The organism is Kitasatospora sp. NPDC001547, assembly GCF_042894165.1.
Classification (GTDB): Bacteria; Actinomycetota; Actinomycetes; order Streptomycetales; family Streptomycetaceae; genus Kitasatospora.
Map to the genome: position 1 here is coordinate 26,210 of NZ_JBIAVL010000013.1, position 24,573 is coordinate 50,782.

Annotated in this window: 18 protein-coding genes; 14 read left to right on the forward strand and 4 right to left on the reverse strand. The window is 75.6% G+C overall.

Features of this window, described 5'->3' with window-relative positions; genetic code table 11:
* The coding region (locus tag ACFY0X_RS23200) for a sensor histidine kinase (RefSeq protein ID WP_387757117.1) at window positions 1-560 on the forward strand (560 nt) is incomplete at its 5' end.
* Window positions 561-673: 113 nt separating this feature from the next.
* Here the strand turns inward: ACFY0X_RS23200 and ACFY0X_RS23205 are convergent.
* Window positions 674-1,342: a response regulator gene (locus ACFY0X_RS23205; RefSeq protein WP_387757119.1), complete on the reverse strand. Its 669-nt coding sequence runs from the start codon at window positions 1,340-1,342 to the stop codon at window positions 674-676.
* Window positions 1,343-1,495: 153 nt separating this feature from the next.
* Between ACFY0X_RS23205 and ACFY0X_RS23210 the strand changes: the two genes are divergently transcribed.
* From ACFY0X_RS23210 to ACFY0X_RS23220, 3 genes are all read left to right on the forward strand, one after another.
* Window positions 1,496-1,942 (forward strand): MarR family winged helix-turn-helix transcriptional regulator, encoded by a 447-nt coding sequence (locus tag ACFY0X_RS23210; RefSeq protein WP_387757450.1) that lies wholly within the window; start codon window positions 1,496-1,498, stop codon window positions 1,940-1,942.
* A complete protein-coding gene (locus ACFY0X_RS23215; protein ID WP_387757121.1) occupies window positions 1,942-3,390 on the forward strand; it encodes an MFS transporter in 1,449 nt (482 codons plus the stop codon). The genes ACFY0X_RS23210 and ACFY0X_RS23215 overlap by 1 nt, the downstream gene beginning before the upstream one ends.
* 91 nt (window positions 3,391-3,481) lie before the next feature.
* A complete protein-coding gene (locus ACFY0X_RS23220; protein WP_387757123.1) occupies window positions 3,482-3,730 on the forward strand; it encodes a DUF5959 family protein in 249 nt (82 codons plus the stop codon).
* A 183-nt stretch (window positions 3,731-3,913) separates the two neighbouring features.
* Here the strand turns inward: ACFY0X_RS23220 and ACFY0X_RS23225 are convergent, their stop codons facing one another.
* A complete protein-coding gene (locus ACFY0X_RS23225) occupies window positions 3,914-4,912 on the reverse strand; it encodes a ScbA/BarX family gamma-butyrolactone biosynthesis protein (RefSeq protein WP_387757125.1) in 999 nt (332 codons plus the stop codon).
* Window positions 4,913-5,365: 453 nt separating this feature from the next.
* Here ACFY0X_RS23225 and ACFY0X_RS23230 point away from each other — a divergent pair, with 453 nt between their 5' ends.
* On the forward strand, window positions 5,366-6,202 hold the full coding sequence (locus ACFY0X_RS23230; protein ID WP_387757127.1) for a ScbR family autoregulator-binding transcription factor: 837 nt from the start codon (window positions 5,366-5,368) through the stop codon (window positions 6,200-6,202).
* A 65-nt stretch (window positions 6,203-6,267) separates the two neighbouring features.
* Here the strand turns inward: ACFY0X_RS23230 and ACFY0X_RS23235 are convergent, their stop codons facing one another.
* Both ACFY0X_RS23235 and ACFY0X_RS23240 read right to left on the reverse strand, forming a co-directional pair.
* Window positions 6,268-6,756, reverse strand: a complete 489-nt coding sequence (locus ACFY0X_RS23235) for an SgcJ/EcaC family oxidoreductase (RefSeq protein WP_387757129.1) — start codon at window positions 6,754-6,756, stop codon at window positions 6,268-6,270.
* A gap of 25 nt (window positions 6,757-6,781) precedes the next feature.
* Entirely contained in the window at window positions 6,782-7,501 is a 720-nt protein-coding gene (locus ACFY0X_RS23240; RefSeq protein WP_387757131.1) for a TioE family transcriptional regulator, read from the reverse strand.
* 136 nt (window positions 7,502-7,637) lie between these two features.
* Here ACFY0X_RS23240 and ACFY0X_RS23245 point away from each other — a divergent pair, with 136 nt between their 5' ends.
* The 9 genes from ACFY0X_RS23245 to ACFY0X_RS23285 all read left to right on the forward strand — a co-directional run bounded on the left by ACFY0X_RS23245 (window position 7,638) and on the right by ACFY0X_RS23285 (window position 24,556).
* Complete coding sequence (locus tag ACFY0X_RS23245; protein ID WP_387757133.1) at window positions 7,638-8,792, forward strand: erythromycin esterase family protein; 1,155 nt, start codon at window positions 7,638-7,640, stop codon at window positions 8,790-8,792.
* A 180-nt stretch (window positions 8,793-8,972) separates the two neighbouring features.
* Window positions 8,973-10,103, forward strand: a complete 1,131-nt coding sequence (locus tag ACFY0X_RS23250; protein WP_387757135.1) for a PP2C family protein-serine/threonine phosphatase — start codon at window positions 8,973-8,975, stop codon at window positions 10,101-10,103.
* A gap of 473 nt (window positions 10,104-10,576) precedes the next feature.
* Window positions 10,577-11,908 carry an MFS transporter gene (locus tag ACFY0X_RS23255; protein ID WP_387757137.1) on the forward strand — a complete coding sequence of 444 codons (1,332 nt, stop codon included), beginning with the start codon at window positions 10,577-10,579 and terminating at the stop codon, window positions 11,906-11,908.
* A 92-nt stretch (window positions 11,909-12,000) separates the two neighbouring features.
* Window positions 12,001-13,287, forward strand: a complete 1,287-nt coding sequence (locus ACFY0X_RS23260; protein ID WP_387757139.1) for a non-ribosomal peptide synthetase — start codon at window positions 12,001-12,003, stop codon at window positions 13,285-13,287.
* A gap of 329 nt (window positions 13,288-13,616) precedes the next feature.
* On the forward strand, window positions 13,617-16,721 hold the full coding sequence (locus ACFY0X_RS23265) for an amino acid adenylation domain-containing protein (RefSeq protein ID WP_387757141.1): 3,105 nt from the start codon (window positions 13,617-13,619) through the stop codon (window positions 16,719-16,721).
* Window positions 16,718-17,893 (forward strand): acyl-CoA dehydrogenase family protein, encoded by a 1,176-nt coding sequence (locus ACFY0X_RS23270; protein ID WP_387757142.1) that lies wholly within the window; start codon window positions 16,718-16,720, stop codon window positions 17,891-17,893. The genes ACFY0X_RS23265 and ACFY0X_RS23270 overlap by 4 nt, the downstream gene beginning before the upstream one ends.
* 27 nt (window positions 17,894-17,920) lie before the next feature.
* The gene (locus ACFY0X_RS23275) at window positions 17,921-19,726 is read left to right on the forward strand and encodes an AMP-binding protein (RefSeq protein WP_387757144.1); all 1,806 of its coding nucleotides are present in this window, start codon (window positions 17,921-17,923) and stop codon (window positions 19,724-19,726) included.
* A gap of 67 nt (window positions 19,727-19,793) precedes the next feature.
* A complete protein-coding gene (locus ACFY0X_RS23280) occupies window positions 19,794-21,668 on the forward strand; it encodes a non-ribosomal peptide synthetase (protein ID WP_387757146.1) in 1,875 nt (624 codons plus the stop codon).
* A complete protein-coding gene (locus ACFY0X_RS23285; protein ID WP_387757148.1) occupies window positions 21,665-24,556 on the forward strand; it encodes a condensation domain-containing protein in 2,892 nt (963 codons plus the stop codon). The genes ACFY0X_RS23280 and ACFY0X_RS23285 overlap by 4 nt, the downstream gene beginning before the upstream one ends.
* The last annotated feature ends 17 nt before the right edge of the window (window positions 24,557-24,573 follow it).

Sequence of the window (24,573 nt, forward strand, 5' to 3'; positions counted from 1 at the left end):
GGGCGGTCCGCCTCCCCGCGGCGGGGGGCGCGGCCCGCCCGAACCGACCGGCCCGCCCGGGCGGGCCGGTCGGTTCGGGCGGGCCGGACCTCGGGCGGCTGCGCACCCTGGTCGACCGGGCCCGCGGGCAGACCGACGACACCATCACCGGTCTGCGCCGGCTGACCCGGGGCATCCACCCGGTGGCGCTGGACGGCGGGTTGGCCGAGGCGCTGCCGGGGCTGAGCGTCACGTCACCGGTGCCGGTGGACGTCCGGCTGGACCTGCGGGAGCGTCCGGAGGAGGTGATCGAGCGGGCCGTCTACTTCTGTGTGGCCGAGCTGCTGACCAATGTGGCCAAGCACAGCGGCGCGCGGTCGGTGGAGCTGAGCGTGAGCGCGGCCGACGGGAGGGTCCGGCTGACCGTGCGAGACGACGGGCGCGGCGGCGCCGTGATCGGCGCGGGCACCGGGCTGTCCGGCCTCGCCGAGCGGCTCGCGGCGGTGGACGGGACGCTACGGGTGGACAGCCCGCCCGGCGGGCCGACGGTGATCAGTGCCGAGCTGCCCGGGCGGCTCTGACGGGAGGTCACGACCGGGGCGCCACGGGCCGCCCGCCGCAGGATTCGGGCGGCGCAGGAGCTGCGGTCCCACGAGGTGTCGGCTCAGGAGCTGCGGCCCCAGGAGGTGTCGTCTCAGGAGGTGCCGCTCTCCGCGAGGTAGGCGAGCACCGCCTTGACCCGGCGGTTGTCGGCGTCCGTCGCGGGCAGGTCGAACTTGCCGAACACGGCGGCCACGTGCTTCTCCACCGCCCGCTCCGAGACCACCAGCCGGGCGGCGATCGAGCGGTTGGAGTGCCCCTGCGCCATCAGCTCCAGCACCTCCCGCTCGCGCGGGGTGAGTGCGTCCACCCGGCTGCGCCGCCCGCCGTGCATCAGGCCGTTGACGATCTCCGGATCCAGGGCCGTACCGCCCGCGGCGACCCGGTGCAGGGCGTCCACGAACTCGGAGGTACGGGCCACCCGTTCCTTGAGCAGGTAGCCGATGCCGGCGGCGCCGTCGGCCAGCAGCCGGGCCGCCCAGGCCGTCTCGACGTGCTGGGAGAAGACCAGGATGCCGACCTCGGGCCGGGCGGCCCGGATCTCCACCGCCGCCCGGATGCCCTCGTCGGTGTGGGTGGGCGGCATCCGGATGTCCACCACGGCCACGTCGGGCCGGTGTTCGGCGACGGCGGCGATCAGCTCGGGCGCCGTCCCGGCGGTGGCGACCACCGCGCAACCACGGGCGGTGAGGAGCTCGACCATGCCGTCCCGGAGGATCACCGAGTCCTCGGCGAGGACGACGCGAAGCTGCTTGTCGATCATGCCGTCATTATCCGGGCCCGATCCGCCGCCACGGAAAGTCTTCAGTCCAGACTGGACAGTTCAGACTGAAGAAATTACCGTGAGGTCGTGACCGAGAAGCCAACCGCCCGTGCCGCCGCCGCGGCCCGTACAGCCCCGGCCGAGTCCGAAGCCGTGGCGCTCGTAGCGCCCGTGGCGCCCGACACTGCGGCGCCGGCCGCCCGGGAGCTGCGCGCCGTCTTCAGCCGGCTGCGCCGCACCCTTCGGGAGGCGAGCGGCACCAGCGACCTGACCCCGTCCCAGACCGCCGTGCTCAGTCGGCTGATCAGCGACGGCCCGGCGTCCGCCAGCGCGCTGGCCGCCGCCGAACGGGTCCGCCCGCAGTCGATGGCCGCCACCCTCGCCGCGCTGGAACAGCACGGGCTGGTCGGCCGCCGTCCCGACCCCGCGGACGGCCGCCGACAGGTGGTCAGCCTCACCGAGGCCGGCCTGGCCCACGTCGCGGACGACCGCCAGGCCCGCCAGGAGTGGCTCACCCGGGCCATGGCGGAGCACTACACCGAGGCCGAGCGCGCCACCGTGCTGGAGGCGTTGGCCCTGATCGACCGGCTGAACCGGTGATGAGCGGCCCGGTCGGCCGGACGGCCCGCCTCGCGGCGCGCCGTCGGCAGCCCGCTCCGGGCAGCGGGTTCAACCGTCGGCTGATCGCACCGATGGTGCTCGGCTCGGTGCTCAACCCGATCAACTCGTCGATGATCGCGGTGGCCCTGGTGCCGGTGGGCGCCGCCTTCGGCGCGCCGCCCGCCGAGACCGCCTGGCTGGTGACCGCGCTCTACCTGGCCACCGCCGTCGGCCAGCCCGTGATCGGGCGGCTGGTGGACACCCACGGCCCGCGCCGGCTCTACCTCGCCGGGACGGCCCTGGTCGGCCTCGCCGGACTGCTCGGCGCGCTCGCCCCCTCGCTCGGGCTGCTGATCGCCGCCCGGGTACTGCTCGGGCTGGGCACCTCCGCGGCCTACCCGGCCGCGATGCACCTCACCCGCAGCGAGGCGGAGCGGACCGGAGAGTCCAGCCCCACCGGGGTGCTGACGGTGCTGGCGGTCGCCAACCAGACCGTCGCCGTGGTCGGCCCCACCCTCGGCGGTCTGCTGATCGGCGCGGGCGGCTGGCGGACGGTCTTCGCCGTCAACGTCCCGCTGTCACTGGCCTGCCTGGCGCTCGGCGCGGCCCGGCTGCCCGCCGCCGAGCGCCGCCCCGACCGCAGCGACGGCCCTGACCGCCCCGGTCGCACCGAGCGCACCGAGCGTCTCGACCACGCCGGGATCGCGCTGTTCACGGTCCTCCTGCTCGCCCTCATGCTGTTCCTGATGAAGCCGGACCCGGCGCGCTGGTACCTGCCGGTGCTCGCCGTCCTGGCGGCCGTCGGCTTCGCCGTCCGGGAGCGGCGGGCCCGTACCCCCTTCATCGACCTGCGATCGCTCGCCGGCAACCGCCCGCTGATCGCCACCTACCTGCGCCAGGTCCTCGGTTACACCGGCGTCTACGCCTTCCTCTACGGCTACACCCAGTGGCTGGAGGAGGGGCGCGGCCTGTCCGCCGCCACCGCCGGGCTGGTGCTGCTGCCGCTCTCGCTGACCGCGCTCACGGTCGCCGCAACCACCGGCCGCCGCCCGGCCGTGCGCGGCAAGCTGCTGGTCGGCTCCGCCTGCCAGATCGCGGCCTGCGCCGTCCTGCTGCTGGTCCACGCGAGCAGCCCGGGCACCCTGCTGATCGGCGTCGGCGTGCTGGCGGGCATCTCACAGGGGCTGATCGGCCTCGGCACCCAGACCGCCCTCTACCACCAGGCGGACCCGACCACCATCGCCTCGGCAGCCGGGCTGCTACGCACCTTCATGTACCTCGGCGCCATGGCGGCCTCAGCCGCGAACGCCGCCTTCTTCCCGCACGGCGCCACCACCGGCGGCCTGCACCACCTCGCCCTGTTCATGCTCGGCAGCGCGGCCCTGCTCCTCCTCCTCACCCTGCCCGACCGCTCGCTCAGCCGACCGGAAGGGCCTGAGGGAACCTGACAGGGTGACGTCGGGCCACCTGGTCGTGCCTGGAGATCTGGTTCAGCCCCATGAGCCCTGAAGGCGGGGGCGGGCGAGCAAGAGGTGCACGGTGGAACCGATCAGCCTCGTGGACGACGACCACAGCCCCGAGATCAGGATCCAGCCGTACAACGAGGAGCACAGGACGGTCGCTGTCCGCGTGGAGGACCTGGGCGGTTCGTGCGTCTCCGTGTTCATCCCGGTGTGCCTCGAAGAGGGCTGGATCGACGAACAGCGGAGGCTGCCTGGGCAGGTACGGCAGGAGTGGCCGAGCGAGGTCCTCGAATCCTCATGGGACGTCCATGAGTGGCGGCGCTGAGCTTCCGCCGGCCGGCGCCGGCTGCAGGAGCGGCACGAGGAGACGACCTCGCGGGTGGTGCGGGCTCCGGTACAGAGACCTCTTCGCCGAAGGCTCGGTGCCCGCCCGGGACGGGGACGGCCCGCCGGGCCGGGGAGGGCGGGCGGGCCGTTCGGGGTGTGGCGCGGGGCGTCCGGTCAGTGGTCAGTGGTGGTCCGGGTGGCCGGTGAGCACGGTGGTGAAGACCGGTTCGCCGTGCTGGTGGCCGGTCACGGTGGTGGTGAGGGCGTGCGGGTCCTGGCCGGGGGTGTGCCGGGCGGTGATGGTGGTGGGTGTGTCGTGCTCGGCGTACCGGTGGAAGGTGGTGGCCGCGGCGGTCGGGGTGACGGTGACCGGGCTGCTCAGCGCGTTGGCCGCCTGGCGGGCCGCTTCCATCAGCACCATGCCGGGGATGTGGTCGTTGGCGTGGTCGAAGAGGATCGGGTGCCGGAAGTCGGGCGTGAGGTGCCAGCTGCCGGCGGTTCCCGCCGGGGTCAGCACGACGTCGCAAGGGCGGAGCCGGCCGACCCGGGCCGGCGGGAGCGGCTCGGCGGGCACGACCGGCGCCGAGGGGAGTTCGGCGTCGTGGCGTCCCCGGCGCAGCCGCTGGTAGGTGGGGTCCGGGACGGTGGTGAAGCGGGCGTATCCGGTGGCGGCGGGCTGCGAACCCCGTCGGACCACGGTGTCCAGGGTGAAGTCGACGGTGGTGCCGGAGCGGCGGGGCTGGGCGGCTATCCGGACCTCCAGGGTGAGGTCGGTCGGCGCCGCACCGATCACCAGCAAGCCGGGCCGGGTGGTGTAGTCGAGGTTCCACATCATGAACTTGTGGTCGAGCGGTACGCCGAACCGGGTGTGGGCGAGGTAGAGCCCGGCTTGACGGATCGTTTCAGCAGCTTGGAGCGGGTCGTGGTGGGTGCCGTCCGGGGTGCTGAAGAAGGTGTGCGCCCGCGGCCACTGCGCGGTGACGGCGAAGGCGGTGTCGGTCAACCGTTCGCTGCCGGTGAGGAAGACCTCGGCATGGCAGGCCCGGTGGACGTACTCCTTGGCGACGGTGCTGGTCAGACGAGGCGCCGGGACCGCTGCCGCGGCGGGGCCGGGGATCGTCCCGGAGTCCGTGCCGGTGACGAGGGTGGAGGCGGGCGTGCGGGAGGCAAGCAGAGTCATAGGGAGCGCTCCGAAGGGCCGTGACGGGCGGGATGGGCTGCTCAGGGCTCGTAAGATACGTACCTGCCGGTTTGGTTTTCAAGGAGCCAGAGCAAACGTTCGTCGGCGGCCGAGCGTGGTCGGGCGGGCACGGTGGGTGGTTGTTGATCGCTGGTGGAGGTTGACTCCTTCGGGAGGGCCTCGTTGACCTGCGGGAATGTCGACGGCAGTGATTGACAGGTTCATTATCTCCGAATGGCCGTTCGTTGTCCTTCCGGCTGGAAGTGGGAGGCGGTGCTCCGGCTGCGGGGCCCGGCGGTGGAATCTCCGGCGGGCCGGATGCGGTCCGCGCGGTTTCGGCCCGCTCGAGGACGGCCCTATAGGGCCTCGGGCTCGGGGGTCGCTCTGATGACGGCGGGTAAGATACAGGGTGTTTGGTTTTGTTTGCCGAGCGTTTCGGGTGGGGTGGTTGCGGTGGTGCGACAGGAACGGGCGGTCCGGACGCGTCGGCTGATCCTGGAGGCGGCGGCGTCGGTCTTCGACGAGTACGGGTACGTGGGGGCGACGATCGGTGAGGTGGTGGCCCGCGCCGGGGTGACCCGTGGCGCGGTGTACTTCCACTTCGCCTCCAAGCGGGAGCTCGCCCAGGGGGTCGTCGAGGAGCAGTTCGGTCGGGACGAGATCCCCGAACGGCACTGCAAGCTCCAGGAGTTCGTGGACCTCGGGATGGTGGTCGCCCACCTCATGCCGCACGACCGGGTGTTGAGCGCGGGGGCGCGGCTCTCCCTCGGTCAGGACGTGTTCGGCGACTTCAGCGGTGGCGCGGCGCCGGGCTGGATCCAGCGGGCCGAGAGCGTGCTGGAGACGGCCGGCCGGCGCGGCGAACTGCTGCCCCAGGTGGTGCCCGCCGAGACGGCGTGGCTGGTGACCGGGGCGTGGACGGGGGTGCAGATCCAGTCCCAGAAGATGTCCGGCCGGACGGACCTGGAGCGCCGGGTCGCCGCGCTGTACCAGCACGTGATGCCCAGTATCGCGGTGCCCGGGGTGCTGGCCACGCTCGACCTGGCGGTGGACCGGGGCGCCCGGGTGGCCGCGGAGCTGGCGGCGGCCCGGGTCGCCCAAGCGGCGGCGGAGGTGGCGGCGGTGGCGGAGGCCGGCGCGGACGGGGCGGTCGGGGAGGCCCGGGAGTCCGGGGAGGTGAGCGGGCCGGCCCGGCCTGGGCCCGGAGTGGTCCGGGTCGGCCGGGCGCCCCGCTCACCAGGGGGGATCGCTTCCCGAAAGAAGCAAACAGAACGTTCGGTTTTGTACTGACAAACCGCCTGTCCTGTTTCGGGCTCGGCGGCGGCTCAGGGCCGACCAGGTCCGTTGCGGCGAGCCTAGTCGGCGAGCACGCCGGTGTTCTGGCACGCGTGCAGCAGCCACCGTCCGTCGTCCTGCTTGGTCATGACGTACAGCGGGGCACCCTCCGAGCCGCCCTCACCGTCGCTCCCCGCCGAACGGTAGACCTGGCGGACCTTGACGGCGGCCACGTCGGGGCGGAGGAACTGGATGTGCACCGGCTCGTAGGTGACCTCGCCGTCCCAGGTCGCGGCGGGCAGGACGGCGCGGGTGAACTCGGCGATCGCATCCAGGCCGAGGAGGACCTTGCCGTGCGCGGTGGTCCAGATCGCCTCGGGGTGGAAGAGGGCGAGGAACGCGTCCGGATCCTTGGCGCGCTGGGCGCGCTCGACGGCGGCCACCACCCGCTCGATGGCAGAGGTGTCCGAGACGGCCGAGGGGGCCGAGATGACGGAAGTGTCCGAGGTGTCCGTGGGCTCGGTGCGGGCGGAGTGGCTGGTTGCGGCTTCGGTGTTCATGTGGATCATCCTGGAACCTCAAGTGGACATGAGGTCAAGCCCGTCGGGCTGATTCGGGGTGCAGCCTCAGGTAGTCGTCCAGGCGGGCCGAGGCGGTGAGCATCGCCAGGCCCCGGGCGGTGAGGCGCTGCTGCCAGCCGTCCAGGGCGGCGGCCAGCTCGCCGGTGCCGCCCGCCGTGCGGATCTGCCGCAGCACGGTGGCGATGTGCTCCAGCCGGTAGCCGCCCCGGCGGAGCAGGTGGGCGAGTTCGGCGTCGCGGACGTCCGCCGGAAGGTAGCGGCGGTGGCCGGTGGCGCGCTCCCGGCCGGGGACGAGGATGCCGGCGGCCTCCCAGGCCCGCAGGGTCGCGGGGGTGACGCCGAGCCGGTGTGCGACCTCGCCGACGGAGCGGGGGCCGGGCAGTGCGGGGAGGCCGGTGCGGGGCGCGGCGCCGTCGGTCAGGTGGCCGACGGCCGCGCGGACGGCGGTGAGGGTCTCCCGGTCGCGCAGCAACTGGGCGTGGCCCCGGTCGAGTTCGGTGAGGGCGTCGCCGAGCCGGTCGGCGTGCACGGCGGTCATGACCGCGCCGGCGGTGGCGTGCCCGTACGCCGGAACGAGGGCGAGGTGGGCGCGCAGGGCGGCCGCGTGCTGCTCGGTGTAGATCCGGTACCCGGTGGGCGTGCGTTCGGCGGGCGGGAGGAAGCCGTCGCGTTCGTAGTTGCGGATCGCCTGGGTCGAGATGCCGTGCTCGCGCGCGAGGTCGGCGGGGCGCATGGTCGTCTCCCGTTCCGGGCCGGGTGGGCGTTCGGGGCCGGCCGGTCGTTCAGGCCCGTTTGAGGCTTTGAACTGCGGCTGAGCGGTTGTGGAGGAAAAAGTCTCAACCGTCCTTTCAAGGATACGCTTGAGGTTCATGAACCAGGACATGCATGACTTCGTCACCCCGGCGTGCGAGCTGCTGGGCCTCGGCGAGCCGACGCACCAGGAACCGGCGTTCGGGCGGATCCGCAACGAGCTGTTCGCCCGGCTGGCCGACCGGGGCTTCCGGTCGATCGCACTGGAGACCGACCGGGTGGCCGCGTTCGCCGTGGACGCCTACGTCCGGGAGGGTGTCGGCACCCTCGGCTCGGCCATGGGGGAGGGCTTCACCCACGGCTTCGGGGAACTCGAACCCAACCGCCGACTCGTCGCCTGGATGCGGGAGTTCAACGAGGAGCGGCCGCCCGGCGAGCGGCTGGCCTTCCACGGCTTCGACATCCCGACCGAGAACACCAGCACCCCCAGCCCGCGCCGCTACCTGGAACACGCCCGCGACTACCTGGGGCTCGACCTCGACGTCGCCGGTGTGGCGGGCGAGGACGAGCGCTGGAGCCGCACGGAGGCGGTGACGGATCCGGCCGGCTCCCCGGGCGACTCCGCCGACGCGGCGCGCCTGCGCTGCCTCGCCGACGACCTCCTGCTCCAACTCCACATGCGGGCACCGGAACTGATCGCCGCCACCTCGTCCGCCGAGTGGTTCGCGGCCCGTGCCCGGCTGGCCGCCGGGATCGGCCTGCTGCGCTACCACGCGCAGGCGGCGGTCCGGGGCCGAACCCAGAGCGCCCGGCTCAGCGCCCTGCTCGGCGTGCGGGACGCGCTGATGGCGCGGAACCTCCTCGACATCCGCGGGATCGAAGCCCGGCGCGGACCGACCCTGGTCTTCACCCACAACCGGCACCTGCAACGGAACCCCAGCGCCTGGGCGATGGGCGAGCTGGACTGCCGCTGGACGGGCGCGGGCCACATCCTGGGCACGCTGCTGGGCGAGCGGTACGCCTTCGTCGCCGGGAGTCTGGGGCGCAGCGAGGCGCTCGGACTGGCCGAACCGGCGCCCGGGACGTACGAGGCCCACCTGCAGGGAAGCGGCGCGGCCTGGGAGCTGACGGGCTCCGCGCTGCCGGGCGACGCCCGGACCCGGACCGACACCGTCCCTCGGCAGGGCTACTTCCCGCTCGACCGGGAGGTGCTGGACGGCGCGGCCGCGCTGCTGCACATCGCCGACGGCGCGGCGGTGCCGGCCGGGGCCTGAGCGGGCGCCGGCTCCGGGTAGGCCTGCCGCAGGTGGGCCACCAGGGCGGCCGCACGGCAGCTCGCGAGCCGTAGGCCGTGGGCCGTGGCCCGGGCGGCCGTCATGCGGGGGCCGGGAGCCCGTGACTACGATCGGAGGAAGCCCTTCCGGATGGTCGTGAGACGGAAGCCAGGTCGCCGAATGGCCCCGAGGTCCGTGCAGTGGCCGCCGTACGTGCGGGTCGCGCCGTGGTTGCTGACCGTCGGCGGGCTGGTGTGGAACGCGCTGGATCCGACCGACTACTGGGGCGATCCGATGCTGGCGGCCGCCGTCGTGCTGGCGGGGGCGCTGCTGACGCTGCGGGACACCATCGCGGTCGGAGTGGCCAATGTGCTCGGCATCGTGGTGCTGTCCACCCAGGACGCGTCGATCGGGACCGGCGCCGGCTATCTGGAACTGGGCAACACGGTGTTCGCCGCACTGCTCGGGATCGGGGTGAACCGGGTGGTGGCCCGCCACGGGCGGCGGCTGGCGCGGGTGCGGTCGGTGGCCGAGGCGGCGCAGCGGGCGGTGCTCCCGGAGCCGCCCCCACGGGTCGGGCGGCTGTCGGTCGCGGCCTGCTACCGGGCCGCCCAGGACGAGGCGCTGATCGGCGGCGACGCGTACGCGCTGCAGGTCACCCCGTACGGCGTGCGCGGGCTGATCGCCGACGTGCGGGGCAAGGGGCTGCACGCGGTGGGGGCGGTCTCGGTGCTGCTGGGCGCCTTCCGGGAGGACTCCCACCGGCTGCCGGACCTCGCCGCGCTCGCGGACGCGCTGGAGGACTCGCTGCTGCGGGAGAGCGAGCGGATGAGCGAGGAACTGCGGCTGGAGGGGTTCATCACCGCGCTGCTGGTGGAGTTCCCGCCGGGGGAGGAGAGCGTGCGCACGCTCGATTGCGGGCACCCCGGCCCGTACCTGCTGGGTCCGTATCCGGGGGACGGGGCCGCACCCGGGGTGCGCCGGCTGGACGCGGCGGACCCGGGGCTGCCGCTGGGGATGGGCGGACTGGGCGTGGCGCGTCCGGCGCCGGAGTGCCGGCCGTTCCCGGCCGGGTGCACGCTGCTGCTGGTGACGGACGGGGTCACCGAGGCCCGGGACGCGGCGGGGGAGTTCTACGACCCGGTGCTGGGCCTGGCCCCGCTGGGGCCGTTCGCCGGGCCGGGGGAGGTGCTGGACGCGCTGGTGGCGGACGTCGAGCGGTGGACCGGCGGACCCCGGGACGACGACATGGCGGTGCTGGCGATCACCCGCCGGGCGTCGGCGGGGGCGGAGGCGGAGGCGGACGGCTGAACGGTCCCGGTCCCGGTCCACTCCCCACGGCCCCACGGCTCGGCTCACGGTGCACGGGGCGGCGGACCGCGCCGGTCCGTGAGCGGCCGGGTGCGCCCCGGGGCAGCCGGTATCGGCCTGGTGATCCCCTTCTACGGCTCGCTTGGGTCACGCCGATATCACGATGAGGTGACAGCTGCTCTCTACTCCATGGGATCCGGCCAAGTTGAGTCTCTCCGTCCGGTGGCTGGAAAGGCGGTGTCCGGATAGCGGACAGGGAAATGGACCGGCAGGTCCGAAGGTGGCCGGGGCGTCCGTCGGGCCGTGCCGCCTTGGCCGACGGGCGTTGCGGACGGTGCGGTCGCGTCCCGGGTGGTCGTAAGGAGCGTGCAAAGGTCGACGGGGGGAGTGGCGGGATTCGGCCGACCTGCGGTCCGTCCGGAAACGAACCCGGTGCTTGCCCCGTGTCGAATGGGTGACCGAGAGTCGCACCGATGAACGAGAAGCCCAGCTCCCACCAGGCCCGTCTGCTCGGCCACCGCGACTTCCGGCTCCTGCTGACCGGAGCAGCGGCGGCCCAGACGGGCAGTCAGGTCACCCTGGTCGCCCTCCCCCTGGTCGCGGTGATGGTGCTCGACGCCACGCCGTTCGAGGTCGGACTGCTGACCGCCGCCGAGACCGCCGCCTTCCTGCTCGTCGGCCTGCCGGCGGGCGCCTGGCTGGACCGGATGCGCAAGCTGCCGGTGCTGATCCGGGCCGACGTGGTGCGCTGCCTGGCCGTGGGGTCGATCCCGCCGGCCGCGGCCTTCGGGGTGCTGACCATGCCGCAGCTCTACCTGGTGGGGCTGGTCACCGGGGTGGCGACGGTGTTCTTCGACGTCGCCCACCAGTCCTTCCTGCCCGCCGTCCTGCCGCGCGAGCAACTGGTCGGCGGCAACGGGGCACTGGAGACGGTCCGCTCCTCGGCGCAGATCGCCGGGCCGGGCCTCGGCGGCGGGCTGGTCCAGCTGCTCGGGGCGCCGCTCGCCATCGTGGCCGACGCCTGCGGCTACCTCGCCTCCGCGCTGCTGCTCGCCCGGATCAAGGTCGACGAGCCGCGGCCGGAGCCCGAGCCGGGGCGCTCGCTGCGCTCCGAGGTCGGGGAGGGCGTGCGGTTCGTGCTCGGCCACCCGCTGCTGCGGGCGATCGCCACCGCCACCGCCACGTCCAACCTGTTCTCCGCGGTGCTGACCGCCGTCCAGACGGTGTTCTGGGTACGGGTGCTCGACCTGTCGCCGGGCGCCATCGGCGTGCTGCTGTCGGTCTCCGCCATCGGCGGTCTGGCCGGCGCTCTGTGCGCCGGGCAGCTCGCCCGGTGGGTCGGGCAGGCCCGGCTGATCTGGCTGTCCACGCTGGTGACGGCGCCGTTCGCGCTGCTGTGGCCGCTGTCCGGCGGCGGCGCGGGCGTGGTGCTGTTCGGCCTGGCCTCCGGGGTGGTGCTGTTCGGTGCGGTGGCCTACAACGTCGCCCAGGTGAGCTTCCGGCAGAGCGTCTGCCCGCCGGAGCTGCTCGGCCGGATGAACGCCACCATGCGCTTCCTGGTGTGGGGCACCCTGCCGATCGGCGCCCTGATCGGCGGCGTGGTCGCCGACGGGGCCGGGCCGCGCACCGCGCTCTGGCTCTGCGCGGTCGGCTTCCTGCTGGTGCCGTTGCCGCTGCTGCTCTCGCCGCTGCGGCGGATGCGCGAGCTGCCGGGCGCCGACCGTACGGCCGGGCAGGGCGCGGGGCCGGCCACGGACGCGGACGCCGCCGAGGAGGCGGGCGCCGTGAGCCCCAGCACGCCCTGAACCGACCCCTCGACCGACCGTTGAAACCCCCGAACCGATCCTCCCGACCGATCCCCGACCCGAGCCGCGACCGGAAACCGGAGCCCGTTCCCGTGCACGCCAGCATCACCGCCGCCTACCTCGCCCGGTACCGCACCGCCGCCGCCGAATCCCCGGTGGAGCTGCTCCCGCTGACCGGCGCCCAGCGCCGGTTCCTGATCACCCGCCGGATCGCGCCGCAGAGCCGCACCGACGTCGTCCCGCTGTTCTTCGCCTACCCGCGCGGCACCCTCGACCTGGACCGGCTGGCCCGCGCCGCCGCCGCGGTGGCCGCCCACCACCCGGCGCTCTGCGGCGGGTTCGCGACCGTGCGCGGCACACCCGTGCTGCGCACCGGCGGCCCCTCCGCCGAGGCCGCCCGGATCGCCGTCGCCCCCGGCGGCACCGCCCGCGCGGCACTGCGCGCGGCCCTGCTGGACTGGCCCGCCGACGGACCCGCGCTGCGCCTGCTGGTGGCCGCCGACCCGGGCGGGGACGAGGAACTGCTCGCCCTCGCGCTGGACCACGCCGCCTGCGACGAGCAGTCGCTCGGCGTCCTCGCCGCCGAACTCGGCGCGGCGTACGAGCAGGACGAGCCGCCCGCGGACGGGCCCTCGCCCCAGGCGCTGGCCGACTACCGGCAGGCCGTCGAGCTCCAGCTCGCCGCCGAGGACGCCGCCGGCGGCCCCGCCGCCCAGGCCCACTGGGGCCGGCGGCTGGGCGCCCTGACCGGGGCGGGCGGCGGCACGGCCACCTCCACCGGCATGCTCTCCGAGCGGCTGCCCGCCGCCGAGGGCGCCGCCCGCGGCGCCGTCTTCCCGGCGCTGCTGGACGCGGTCGGCTCGGCCCTGCACCGGCTGCACCGGACGGACGACCCGCTCGCGCTCGGCTACCCGTGGGGCGGCCGGCCGGCGGGTGCGCCCGCCGCGCTCGGCTGCTTCCTCAACACCCTGGTGCATCCCACGACTTCGGGTCCGGCCACGGACCTGGACGCCCTCGCGGACGCCTGGTGGGACGACCTGGACCAGGCCGGCACCCCCTTCGACGAGGTGGTCCGCGCCGCCCGCACCGCCGGGGCCCCGTGGTCGGGCGCCCTGGACGCCCTGCTCACCCTGGAGGACCTGCACCGCCGTCCACCGCTGGTGCTCGGCGGCACCCCCGGCCGGGAGACCCACCTGGAGGGACGCCCGCTCGCCGCGCCGCTGGCCGTCTCCGCCTCGCACGGCGACGACCTGCTGGTCCGGCTGGCCTGGGACCGCGACCGCTTCCCGGAGGCCGACGCCCACGCGGCCTTCGAGGAACTGCTCGCCGGGCTGCGGCACCACCTGCACACCCGGCCGGTCCCGGCGCCGGGGGCCTGAGCGCGCCCGCCCGGACGCACCCCGCCACCCGGCCGCGCCCGCCCGGACGCACCCCGCCACCAGGGCCCCGTCCACCCCGTACGCCCGCGCCCGCACGTCCGCGTCCGACCCCGCGGGCCCCGAACTCCCCTGCCCAACCGCGGATCCAGCACGACGGATCCGCCCGCCCGTCCGCGTGCGTCCGACACGCCCCGGACGGGACCGCCGGGCCTCCGGCCGCTCCTCACCCCGGCGCGGCCCGGCCCGGTCCACCGGTCGGTGCGGAAAGACCCCACGCCCGCATCCGGCCACCGCAGTGCCGACAAGCCCACCACACAAGGGAATCGACGATGTTCGCACTCTCTCCCTCGCAGGAGATCGTCTGGCTGCACGAGCAGATGCTGCCGGGTAGCCGCGCCTACAACTTCACCGCAGTCCTCGACCTGTGGGGCACCCTCGACCGGGACGCGCTGCACGCCGGCCTGGCCGCCGTGCTGGCCCACCACCCCGGCCTGCGGCTGGAGTTGGTACCCAGCGCGGAGGGACTGCCCGGCCAGCGGGTCGCCGAGGGCTGCGAACCGGAGCTGCGCCACAGCGACTTCACCGCCGAGCAGGACCCGGAGGCCACCTTCCGCCGGCTGCTCGCCGCCGAGGCCGAGGAACCGCTGGACACCGGCCGGGCGCCGGTGCTGCGCTGGCACCTGGTCCGGCTCGGCGAGGACCACCACCGGCTGATCCACGTCGAGCACCACCTCGTCCACGACGGCCACTCCTTCGCGATCCTGCTGCGCGACCTGTTCACCGTCTACCGCGCCACCGTCCTCGGCGAGCCGTACCAGCTGCCCGCCGCGCCCTCGTACGAGGAGCACGCCCGCACCGCCGCCGGCCTCCCGCGGGACCGCGCACTCGACTTCTGGACCAGGGAACTGGCCGACGCGCCGCGCGAGGTCACCCTGCCCGGGCTGGCCCGGCCGGGCGTCGAACGGCGCCACCGCGGCGGCCAGCTGCGCCAGTCGATCGGCGCCGACCTGGCCGAGCGGCTGCGCGAGCGCAGCAAGGCCGACGGCCACACCCCGTTCAGCACCCTGCTCGCCCTGCTCGCCGAACTGCTGCGCCGGCACAGCGGCCACCGCGAGATGGTGATCGGCACCGCCGTCGGCAACCGCCCGGAGGGCTTCGAGGGCACCGTCGGCATGTTCGTCAACACCGTCCCGCTGCGCCTGCGGCTCGACCCGGCGGCGTCCGGCACCGAGGCCGTGGACGAGGTCACCGACGTCCTGCTGCGCGCGCTGCCGCACCAGGACCTGCCGGTCCAGGAACTGACCCGCCGGCTCGGACTGCACACCTCCGGCGCCGACAACCCGCTGTTCAACGTGATGTTCAGCGCGCACGACGCGGCGCTGCCCGACGTCCAGGCGCCCGGGCTGGAGGTCTCGCTGTACGAGGGCTTCAACACCGGCACCACCCGCTTCGACCTCGACCTGGTGCTGCTGCCCGACGACCGCCGGGTGGTCGGCGAGAAGCACGGCGCCGCCGGGATGACCCTGGTCTGGGACTACGACGCCGACCTGTTCCGCGAGTCCGAGGCGGTGCTGCTGTCCGAGCGGCTGCTGGAGCTGCTGCGCTGCTACCTGGACCGCCCGCAGGCGGGGATCGCCGAGCTGGCCCCCGTGCCCGAGGCCGCCCCGGCCACCCCGGTGACCCCGGCCGCCCCGGCCGCGCTCGACCCGGCCGCCGCCCACGACCCGACCTCGATGGCCCTGCTGGCCGGCACCGAGCGGATCAGCTACGGCGAACTCGACCGCCGGGTCACCGAGCTGGTCGAGCGGCTGCGCGCCGCCGGGGTCGCCCCCGGCCAGCCGGTGGCCACCGTGCTGCCGCGCGGCGCGGACAGCGTGGTCGCCCTGCTCGCCTGCCTGCGGTACGGCGCCGTGTACGCGCCGCTGTCCACCGAGGACCCGGCCGCCCGGCTCGGGCTGCTGCTGGAGCGGCTGAGCCCGGCGCTCGTGCTGGCCACCCGGCAGAGCGCGCTGGCGCTGCCCGCCGAGGGCGTCACCCCGGCGCTGCTGGACGGCCCCGCCTTCCCGAAGGCCGAGCCCGCCGCCGTGCTGGACGGCGCCGCCTACGTGATCCACACCTCCGGCTCCACCGGCGTGCCCAAGCCCGTCCTGGTCGGCCGCGAGGCCCTCGCCGGGTACGTCGCCGCGATCGTCGACCGCTACCGGCTCACCTCCGCCGACCGGGTGCTGCTGTTCGCCCGACCGTCCTTCGACGTGGCCCTGGAGGAGGTGCTGCCCGCCCTCGCGGCCGGCGCGGCCCTCGTCGTGCCGCAGCGCGAGGTGCCCACCGGGCCCGAGCTGGTGGCCGTGCTCGCCGCCCGCGGCGTCACCGTCGCCAACCTGCCGACCAGCTACCTGCTCGCCGTCCGCGAGGACCTGCGCGAGGCGCTGGGCGACGGCCGCTGGGCGCCCCGGCTGCTGGTGCTCGGCGGCGAGCGGCTGCCCGCCCGGGCCCTGGCCGGCCTGACCGAGGCCACCACCGTGCTGAACGCCTACGGCGTCACCGAGGCCACCGTCACGTCCACCGTGTACGAGGTCACCGCCGCCGACGTCGCCGAGGACGGCGAGATCCCGCTCGGCGCCGAACTCGACGGCGTGCGGATCCACGTCCTGGACGACACCCTGCGCCCGCTCGCCCCCGGCTGCGTCGGCGAGCTCGCCGTCGGCGGCGAGCTGTTGGCCGAGGGCTACCTGGGGCTGCCGGAGCCGACCGCGGCCCGCTTCACGACCGTCCCCGCACTCGGCGGCGCCCGCGTCTACCGCACCGGCGACCGCGGCTACCGGGACCTGGACGGGCGGCTGCGCTTCCTCGGCCGCGCCGACAACCAGGTCAAGCTGCGCGGCCACCGGATCGAGCTGGAGGAGATCGAGGCCGCCGCCTCCGCCGAACTCGGCGGCCGTTCCTGCGCGGTGCTGCTGCACACCGACCCGCAGTCCGGCCCCCGGCTGATCGGCTTCCTGGAGGGCACCGAACGCCCCGACCAGCCAGCCCTGCACGAGGCGCTCGGCCGCCGGCTGCCCGGCGGACTCGTCCCGGCGAGCTGGACGGCCGTCGCCGCGATGCCGACCCTGCCCGGCGGCAAGCCCGACCGCGCCGCCCTCGCCCGACTGGCCGCCGAGGCCGCGGACGCCCCCGAGGCCGAGGAGAGCGCGCCGAGCGAGTTCACCGACCCCGGCCAGCGGCTGATCGCCGCCGCCTGGCGCGAGGTGCTCGGCCACGACCGCTTCTCCGCGGACTCGCACTTCTTCGAGGTCGGCGGCCACTCCCTGCTCGCCGCGCAGCTCGCCGCCTACCTGGAGCCCCACCTCGGCAGCCGCCCGCCGCTGCGCACCCTGTTCCGCCACGCCGTACTGGCCGACCAGGCCAAGGCCCTCACCGCCGGAGCCTCCAAGTGACCGCCCCCTCCGCCGTCCTGGAGGACGGCCACCGCGAACTCGTCGAGGCCTTCGAGTCCTTCGTGCGCCGCGAACTCGTCCCGCTGGCAGCCGAGTTGCCCGAGACCGCCGACCAGGTCCCGACCGACCTGCGGGCCTACGTCCGCAAGCGCTCGGCCGCCCTCGGCTTCTACGCGGGCGACTACCCCGAGGAACTCGGCGGCGCCGACATGCCGTTCACCGCCGTCGTCCTGCTGCACCACGCCGCCGGGCGCAGCGGCTGCGTGCTCGCCCCGTACGCGCTGGCCGGCTCCGACGGGCCGAGCCCGCTGCTGCGGCACGGCACCCCCGAGCAGGTCGAACGCCACCTCGTCCCGCTGGTGCGCGGCGAGCAGACCCGCTGCCTCGCCCTCACCGAGCCGCACGCCGGCTCCGACGCGTTCCGCCTCACCACCACCGCCGTGCGCAGCGGCGACGGCTGGGTGCTGAACGGCCGCAAGACCTTCGTCAGCAACGCCGAGCACGCCGGGATCGCCCTGGTCGTCACCGCGACCGACCTCGGCGACGGGGCCGGCCCCACGGCCGGTGCCACCGCCTTCGTACTGCCGATGGACCAGCCCGGCCTGCGGATCGGCCAGCGCTACGAGGGCATGTCCGGCGAGCCGCTGTTCGAACTGCTGCTGGACGGGGTCACCGTCGGCCCGGAGGCCGTGATCGGCGGCGAGGAGGGCGTCGGCGCGGCCACCGCCCTCGCCATCGACAGCCTCTCGCGCGGCCGCCTGGTGGTCGCCGCGATGTGCAACGGCATCGCCGAGCACGCGCTGCGGATCGGCGTCGAGTACGCCAAGGACCGGCGCGCCTTCGGCCGGGTGATCGGCGACTACCAGCACGTCCAGGAGCACCTGGTCGCCACCCGGGCCGAGGTCGAGGCCTCCAAGCTGCTCACCCTCGCCTGCGCCCGGCTGGTCGACGAGGGCACCGAGTCGCCCGAGAACGCGGCGCTCGCCAAGCTCACCGCCTCCGAGACCGCCGTGCGCGCGGTGGACCGCTCGCTCCAGGTGCACGGGGCCACCGGCTGGGTGCGCGGGCACCCGCTGGAGTTCCTGTACCGCTACGTCCGGATGACCACGATCATCGAGGGGACCTCCGAGGTCCAGAAGGTGATCATCGCCCGTTCCATGGGCCTGAACTGACGGTACGTCACCTTCCTGGAGATGATGATGGAACACCTTGACACGAAGTCCCCGAGCATCGGCTACGGCCGTCCGCACCAGGACGGCGCGGTGCTCGACCTGTTCACCGGCTGGGTGCACCGCACCCCCGACGCGCCCGCCCTGATCGACGGCGAGCACGTCTACAGCTACGCCGAACTCGACCGCCTCGCCGACACCGTGGCCGAATCCCTGCGCGGCAGGGTCGGCCCGGGCGACCTGCTCGGCGTCTGCCTCGACCACTCGGTCTCGCTGGTCGCCGTCACCCTGGCCGCCGCCAAGCTCGGCGCCGTCCACCTGCCGCTCGGCCCGCGCCCCGGCGAGCACCGGCTGCGCGCCGTCGCCGAGCAGCTGCGCCCGGTCTGCCTGGTCGGCGAGCCGGCCCTGCTGCCGCCCGGCGGCGAGCGGCTGGCGCTGGACCTGCCCGCCGCCGGCGTGGTCGCCGCCCTGACCCCCGGCGAGCAGGTGAGCGTCCCGGCCGGCACCCACTACGCGGTGCTCACCTCCGGCTCCACCGGAACCCCGAAGGCCGTCGCCGTCACCGAGCCCGCACTCGGCGCGCTGCTGCAGTGGTACCGCGGGCTGACCGGCCTCGGGCCCGGCGAGCGGCACAGCCTGCTGATCGGCGTCTCCTTCGACCCGCACCTGCAGGAGCTGTGGGCAGGCCTCACCTCCGGCGCGGCCCTGGTCGTGGCCCCCGAGGCGGTCCGCTGGGACACCGGCGCGCTCACCGACTGGTGGCGCGAGGCCGGCATCACCGTGTCCATCCTGCCCACCCCGCTGGCCGAGCCCGTCCTCGGCCGGCCCTGGCCCGGCGGACTGCCGCTGCGCCACCTGGTGGTCGGCGGCGACCGGCTGCGCCGCGCCCCCGGGCCCGACGTCACCGCGACCGTCCACAACGCCTACGGCCCCGCCGAGGCCACCGTCACCACCACCACGCACGCCATGGCCCCCGGCGCCGACCACGGCACCGGCGCCCCACCGATCGGCCTGCCGATCGACGGCGCGGTCGTCCTGGTCACCGACGAGGACGGCCGCCCGGTGCCGCGCGGCACGGCCGGCGAGCTGCGGATCGGCGGCCGCGGCCTGGCCGCCGGGTACCTCGACGCCGAGCTGACCGCCCGCCGCTTCGTCGACGCGCCCGCCGGCGTGGTCGGCACCGACCGGGTCTACCGCACCGGCGACCGGGTGGTCATGCGGCCCGACGGCGTGCTGGAGTTCCACGGCCGCCTGGACGACCAGGTCAAGGTCAGCGGCGTGCGGATCGAACCCGCCGAGGTCGAGGCCGCCTTCGAACGCGACCCGCGGGTGCACCGGGCGGTGGTCGCCGCCGAGCAGGCGCCGACCGGCGGCGCCCGGCTGCTCGCCTTCGTCCACGCCGAGGACGGCGCCGACCCCGCGGCGCTGCTCGACAGCGTCCGACCCTGGCTGCCCGAGCAGGCCGTGCCCTCCGCCGTCCGGCTGGTGGAGCGCTTCCCGCTGGACGCCAACGGCAAGGTGGACCGCCGTGCCCTGCTGGCCGAGGCGTCGGCGGCGGCGCCGGCCGAGGCGGCCCTCGACGACGAGGGCGCAACCCCGGTCGAGCGCACCGTGCTGAAGCTCTGCCGCGAGCTGATCGGCCGCGCCGACCTCGGGCCGGAGGACAACTTCCTGGCCGCGGGCGGCAACTCGCTCGCCGCGGCAAGACTGCTGGAGGCCCTGGAGAACGAGTACGGCGTACGGCTGCGCGCCCCCCTGGTGCTGCGCCAGCCCGACCTGCGGGCCGTCGCCCGGCTGGTCGAGGAGCGGGCGGCGGCGCCGGCCGCGACCGCCTGACCCCGCCCGAACCTCCTCAGCAGGGGCGCCCCGGCCCATCGGGCCGGGGCGCCCGGAAGGGAACCACATGACCGCCACCGCGACCCCGCCCACCGGGCAGACGCCTCCCGCGCCGCCCGCCGACGACCGGACCGCCGAAGCCCTGCCCGCCGAAGCCCTGCCCGTCGAGGCCGTGCCCGGCGAGGCGCTGCCGGCCCTGATCGCCCGGCAGGCCGAGCGCCGGCCCGACGCGCTCGCCGTGACCGACGGCTCCACCGTCCTGACCTACCGCGAACTCGTCGACGCCGCAGGCCGGTTGGCCGCGGTTCTGGCCGCCCGGGGGATCGGCCCCGGCAGTGCCGTCGCCCTGCTGTGCGCCCGCTCCACCCGGCTCGTCGTCGCCCAGCTCGCCGCCTGGCGGGCCGGCGCCCTGGTCGTCCCCATCGACCCGGCCTACCCGCGCCCGCGGATCGCCGAGATGACCGCCGACGCGGACGTCCGGCTCGTCCTCGGCGACAAGGGACTGCTCGCCGAGGCGGGGCTCCCCGAGGAGCGCACCCTCGTGCTGACCGAGCGCGGCACCGAGGCCGCCGACGGCACGGTGCCCGACGCCGCCGAGCCGGCCGCGCCCGCCCTGCTCTACTACACCTCCGGCTCGACCGGCCGCCCCAAGGGCGTCCTCGTCCCGCACGCCGCCGTCACCGACCTGGTCACCACCGAGGGGGCGTTCGTCCTCGGCCCGCGCGACCGGGTGCTCTTCCACTCCACCGTCTCCTTCGACGCCGCCACCTTCGAGCTGTGGGCCCCGCTCGCCCGCGGCGCCGCCGTGGCCGTCTCCCCGAGCGAACGGCCCACCGCCGAGGACCTGGTCCGCGACGTCGAGCGCTTCGGCGTCACCACCCTCTTCCTCACCACCGCGCTCTTCCACCACCTGGCCGCCCGCCGCTCCCGGGTCTTCGGCGTGCTGCGCACCCTGGCCGTCGGCGGCGAGGCGATCTCCGCCGAACACGCGGGCGCCGTGCTGCGGGCCTTCCCCTGGCTCGAACTGTTCAACGTGTACGGGCCGACCGAGGCCACCACCTTCACCACCCTGCACCGGGTCACCCCGGCCGACTGCGCGGGCTCCGTCCCGATCGGCCGGGCCTTCGGCGGTGCCCGCGCGTACGTCCTGGACGAGCGGCTCGCGCCGGTGGCGCCCGGCGCCGTCGGCGAACTGTGGATCGCCGGCGACCGGTTGGCCCTCGGCTACCTCGACCGGCCGGAGCTGACCGCCGAGCGCTTCCGCGAACTGCCGGGCATCGGCCGCGCCTACCGCAGCGGCGACCGGGTCCGCCAACGGCCGGACGGCGCCCTGGAGTACCACGGGCGCACCGACGACCAGGTCAAGGTCCGCGGCTTCCGGATCGAACCCGGCGAGGTCGAGCACGCGCTGCTCCAGCTGCCCGAGGTCGCCGAGGCGGCGGTCGTGGTCCGCCGGGCCGGGCAGGACGACGCCGCGCTCACCGCCTGCGTGGTGCTCGCCGAGGGCTGCCGCCCGACCGTCGAGACGCTGCGCGCCCGGCTGGCCGAGCAACTGCCCGCCCACCTGGTGCCCACCGCCTGGACCGTCCTCGCCGCGCTGCCGCTGACCGGCAGCGGAAAGGTGGACCGGCGGGCCCTGGCCGCCGACGAGCCGGCCGGGGCGCAGACGTCCGCCGGCGCCGAGCTCGGCCCGATCCAGCAGGTCGTCGCCGAGGCGTGGAGCCGGGCACTGGAACGCCCGATCACCGACCCGGCCGCCGACTTCCTCGCCGAGGGCGGGCACTCGCTGCTCGCCATGTGGGTGGTGGACGACCTGCGCGAGGACCTCGGGGTCGAGCTGTCGCTCGCCGACTTCCTCGACCACCCGACCGTCGCCGCCCAGGCCGAGCTGCTGGAACGCGCCCTACTGGCCGCCGACGACACCCCCGGAGCCGACCGATGAGCACCGTCGACCAGAGCGACCTGCTGCGGCGCGCCCGCAGCCGCCGCGCCGCCGCCCCGCCCGCCCGGTCCGTCGCGCCGGCCCAGTCCGCCCAGTCCGTCGCGGACGGTGGCCAGGACCCGCTGTCGCACGGTGACCAGGCGCCGCTGTCGCACGCCCAGCAGCGGATGTGGCTGATGGACCACCTCGGCCAGGGCGGCGCCCTCTACAACGTGCCGGTCGCCACCCGGCTGCGCGGCCCGCTCGACCGCGCCGCCCTCGCCACCGCGATCACCGGCCTGACCGAGCGGCACGCCGTCCTGCGCACCCGCTACCCGCGCCGCGGCGACCAGCCGTACCAGCAGATCGACCCGGTCACCCCGGTGCCGCTGCCGGTACTGGACGCCACCGGCCCGGAGCAGCTCGCCGCCGAGGCCGCCCGCCCGTTCGAGCTCGCCACCGGCCCGGTGCTGCGCTCCGTGCTGCTGCGGCACGGGCCCGAGGACCACACGCTTCTGCTGACGATCCATCACATCGCTGTGGACGGCGGCGCGTTGCGGTTCCTCGCGTCCGACCTCGCCGAGCTGTACCGCGCCGCGCGCGACGGCGTGCCGGACCGGCTGCCGTCGCCGGCCCCCTCGTACGCCGACTACGCCCGCCAGGAGCGCGCCCGGGACGCCGAACTGACGGCCGCCGCCGACACCCTGGCGGCCCGGCTGTCCGGAGCCCGACCGCTGCCGCTGCTGCGGCCCGTCCCGCCCGGCGCCCGTGAGCGCCGCGCCGCGCTGCACACCGCCCCGCTGGAGCCGGCGGTCGTGGAAGGGCTGCGCGGCCTCGGCGCGCGGCACGGCGCCACGCTGTTCACCGTCGTGCTGGCCGCCGCGTTCGCCGCGCTGCACCTCGCCTCCGGGCAGGACGACGTCGTCCTCGGCTGCGCCAGCGGCCACCGGGGGCGGCCCGAGTTCCGCCGGACCGTCGGCCTCGCGGTCAACACCCTTGCCGTACGGGCGAATCCGTCCGGTGACGTGACGTTCGTGGAACTGCTCGGTCTGGTCCGGACCGCCCTGCTCGACGCGCAGCAGCACCACGAGGTGCCGTTCGACCTGGTGGTCGAGCGGCTCGGCACGGCCGCACGCGGCGCCGACGGCACTCCGCTGCTCTCGGTCAGCTGCGACCTGCTCCAGGTCGTCGACCCGCTGGTACTGCCGGGCCTCGACACCGAGAACGTGGACATCGACCTGGGGCTCGCCAAGTTCGGCCTCACCCTGCTGCTGGAGGACGGCCCGCGGCCGCGCTGCCTGCTGCAGCACGACCGGGACGTGCTGGACCAGGGCACCGCCGCCCGGCTGCTGGACGCCTTCGCCGCGCTGCTCATCGCCGTGGCCGCGGACCCGGAACAGCGGCTGTCCGAACTGCCCGGCGAGCGGCTGGCGCCCGCCGAACACCCGGTGGTGGCGGCCCTGTCGGCGCACCCGTCGGTGGTCGAGGCGGCCGTGGTCGAGAACCCCGACGGCCCGCCGCTCGCCTACGCGGTGGTGCGCGGGCCGGTCGCCCCGAGCGGCACCGACCTGCGGGCCGCCCTGCGCGGGCGCCTCCCGGCCGCCGAACTGCCGCTCGCGGTCACCCTGGTGGACCGGCTGCCGCGCCACCCCGACGGCACCCCCGACCGCAACCGGCTGCCCGGGGCGGAGCGGCTGCCCGGCACGGGCCCGCTTCCCGGCACGGGCCCGCTGTCCGGCGGCGCCCCGGCGACGGAGGGCCCGCTGGCCGTCGTGCGGCAGGCGTTCGGCGAACTGCTCGGCGCGACCCCGCCCGCGGACGGCGACTTCTTCGCCCTCGGCGGCCACTCGCTGGTCGCCGTCCAGCTCGCCGAACGCCTGCGCACCAGCACCGGGTTGCCGCTCACCGGCCTCGACATCCTGGAGCAGCGCACCCCGCGCGCCCTCGCCGCCCTGCTCGCCACCCGCGGGGACGAGCGCCGCGCCGCCCTCGCCCAGGCCGGCGCCCGCCCGCGGCCCGCCGGCGCCCGCGTGGGAACCGTGCTGCTCACCGGCGCCACCGGCGGCGTCGGCGCGGCGGTGCTCCAGGAGCTGATGGCCCAGGGCCGGCCGGTCCGGGTGCTGGTGCGGCCTGAGTCCGCGCACCTGCCCGCGCTGAACGGCGCCGAGGTGGCGGCGGGCGACCTCGGCGACCTCGACAGCCTGCGCCGGGCCGTCGAGGGCGTCGACGCGGTGATCCACTCCGCCTGCACCTTCACCGACCACGCCACCGACCTCGCCGCGATGCGCGCGCTGGTCGACGGCTGGCGGGGCGGCCCGTTCGTCTTCGTCAGCAGCATCGACGCGTACGGCCGCCCGGCGGGCACCGAGGTCCCCGAGGGCGGCCCCGGCGGCGGGTCCGTCACCCCGTACGGGCAGGCCAAGCTGGACTGCGAGCGGATCCTCTTCGAGGCCGCCGCCACCGGTCGCGGCCCGGCCACCGCCGTACGCGCCCCGATCGTCTGGGGCCCGCACCACCGCCTGCGCGACCAGCTCCGCTGGGGTTCCACCAGCGCCCTGTACCAGGCCGCCCTGGCCGGTCGGCCGATCGGCCTGCCGGAGCCGGAGCAGTGGTACGGCGCCTCCTGGGTGCACGCCGCCGCGCTGGCCCGCGCCCTCACCGCCTGCCTCACCCCCGACCACCCCGCCGCCGGCCGGGTCGTCAACGCGGTGAGCGGACACGTCTCCTGGGCCGACTTCACCGCGGAACTGGTCCGCCTGCTCGGCTCCGAGAGCCCGGTCGGACCTGCCGCCGACGCCGACGAGGAGCTCCGCCGCCCCTGGCACTACCGGGCGGACACCCTGGCCGGCCCGCTCACCCCGGAACCGGGGGAGGACTGGCGCAGCGTCCTGGCGGCCATGGTCCGCTGACCCGGGCCGCGGGCGGA